The sequence below is a fragment of the Falsiroseomonas tokyonensis genome, assembly GCF_019024325.1.
GTDB classification, from domain to species: domain Bacteria; phylum Pseudomonadota; class Alphaproteobacteria; order Acetobacterales; family Acetobacteraceae; genus Falsiroseomonas; species Falsiroseomonas tokyonensis.
This window is the reverse complement of the sequence record NZ_JAFNJS010000037.1, coordinates 1-2,468: the sequence shown is the minus strand read 5'-3', so window position 1 is coordinate 2,468 and position 2,468 is coordinate 1. Positions and strand designations below refer to the sequence as shown.

General features: G+C 74.0%; 1 protein-coding gene and 1 pseudogene. Both read left to right on the top strand.

All coding sequences use genetic code 11. The features are described 5' to 3' along the window. A partial coding sequence (locus J3S20_RS29790; protein WP_216840558.1) for a ubiquitin-activating E1 FCCH domain-containing protein occupies nt 1-1,269 on the top strand: 1,269 nt, incomplete at its 5' end. A 48-nt stretch (nt 1,270-1,317) separates the two neighbouring features. Continuing rightward, a pseudogene (locus tag J3S20_RS29785) lies at nt 1,318-2,468 on the top strand (prohead protease/major capsid protein fusion protein); the annotation flags it as partial.

Below are 2,468 nucleotides of genomic sequence, written 5' to 3'. Positions count from 1 at the left end.
ATCCCGCTGCGCGTCATGGTGGCGGTGAACCTCAGCCAGCGCATCGCCGGCCAGTCGGTCTGGCTCGAGCTGGTCTCGGTCGATCCGACCTCTGCGCAGCCGGACGGCCGCAGCGCCGCCGCCTGGCGGCTCGACGGCACCAGCCCGACGCTCGCGAACTACGAGGTGGGGAGCGAGGGCGCCCCCCGCCTCGTCACCGCCTCCGCCTCGACCATCCCGACCACGGCCCCGGCGGGCTGGTCGGTGCTGGAGATCGAGCCGACCAACGACGAGTGCTGGTTCCACGGCCGGCAGCTCGACACGACGGCGGCGCGGTCGAACTCCTATGTCCGCCACCAGCAGATCCCGGAGCCGAATGCGCTCTATCGCTTCCGGATCCGGGTGCGGAACCGGCAGTTCATCAACGGCATCTCGGCGGTCGCCAACAACGGCTCGGGCCTGGTGCGGATCACCCGCGCGGCGCATGGTTTCGCGACGAACGACGTGGTCACGGTCGCCGACGTCTCCGGCGTGCCGGGGGCGAACGGCACCTTCACGATCACGGTGATCGACGCGAACAGCTTTGACCTGGTCGGCTCGACCTTCTCCGGCGGTTACCTCAACACCGGCTGGGCCTCGGTCTCGCGCAACCTGGCGCCGGCGTCGAGCACCGACGTGAAGGTGCAGTTCGTCACCATCGCCGACTACGCCGAGCTGACCACCGAGATCACCGCCGGCCGCGGCCAGTCGGTCGCCGGCCAGGGGCTCGGGGTGAACGTTCTCAGCGCCATCGCCCCGACACTGACGGCCGTCGGCGGCCAGGCGCGCAACACGAACGGCGCGCTGCCGGTGCTGGTGGCCACCGGCCTCTCGGCGAACGCCACGGCGGTGACCACCGGCCGGGGCATCGACCTGCTGGCGACGCTGATCGGCGCGCTGGTGAACAAGCCCTTCTCGATCCCGGAGGCGGACTGGCAATACGCCGGCGCCGCGGGCGGGATCACTGGTACGGCCGACGTCGTGCTGAAGGCCGCGGCGGTCGCCGGCATCCGGAACTACGTCACCTCCATCGACCTGCGGAACGCGCATTCGACGGTGGCGACGGAGGTGGTGATCAAGGACGGAGCGACGGTGATCTGGCGGCAGCTGCTGCCGGCGGCGATGGCCACACCCGTAGACATCACCTTCCCGACGCCGCTGCGCGGTACGGCGGCGACGGCGGTGAACTTCGCCTGCCTGACCACCGGCGCGCAGGTCTACGTCAACGCGCAGGGCTACGCCGCGCCGTGACGGCCGTCGTCCACAGCTTTTTCCGCGCTTAGCCACAGGCTTATCCACATGACCGCGACGACCGAGCCGGGCGGGGGCGACCCCGCGCCGGATGCCCCTGCCATGCCGATCGTGGCGCAGCGCGCGCTGGCGGCCCCGGCCACCGTCGATCGTGCCGCGCGCACCGTCGAGGTGGTGTGGTCGACCGGCGCCCGCGCCCGCAACTTCGTCCCGGCGCTTGGGATCATCACCGAGGAGCTGGAGATGTCGCCGAACGCGGTGCGCATGGACGCGCTGCGCTCGGGCCAGGCCCCGGTGCTGAACACCCACCGCCGTGGCGATGCCCGCGACGTGCTCGGGCGCGTCACCGCCGCCCGCCTCGAGCGCGGCCGCGGCTACGCCACGCTGCAGTTCTCCGCCGCCGCCGATGTCGAGCCGGTCTGGCAGCGCATCGCCGACGGCACGCTCCGCGCGGTGAGCGTCGGCTATCGCGTTCACCGCTATGAGCCGCGGCCGGATGCCGCCACCGGCGAGACCGTCCATCGCGCGGTGGATTGGGAGCCCTTCGAGATCTCCGTCGTGCCGGTCCCGGTGGACCGCGATGCGGCGGTGCGGGGTGAGGCGCCGCAGGGCGCGCCCGCCGTCGCGATCGAACCCGCCCTGCCTGACGAGGAATCACCCATGCCCGAGACGACGCCGGAGACCCCGGCTGCCCCGCCCGCGGCGCCGCCCTCCGCCGCGCCGTCCACCCCGCCCCAGGAGAACACCGTGACCACCACGCCCAGCCCTGCGCCGACCGCGCCGCCCGAGCCCACCCGCGCCGCGCCCGTGCCGGCCGCCCCGCCGGTCGACCTCGACGCGATCCGCGCCGAGGCCGAGCGCGCCGTCGCCGAACGCATCGCCAGCTACGAGCCGGTGCTCGCCGCGGCGCGCGGCCTGCTCCCCGCCGACACCATCGACGCGCTGCGCCATGCCGCCATGCGCGATCGCACCAGCCCCGAGGTGCTGCGCGCCCGGCTGTGGGAGGCCTTCACCCAGGCGCAGACGGCCCGCCCCACGCTCCCGGCCCGCCCGGAGAGCGGCCCCGGCCACGATGACCCGGCGCAGCTGCTCGACGCCATGGCCGAGGCGCTCGCCGCCCGCTCCATGCCGGGCTACCAGCCGCCGAGCACCGGCCCCGGCGCCGGCCGCCACGCCGAGTTCATGGGCTGGCGCCCCTC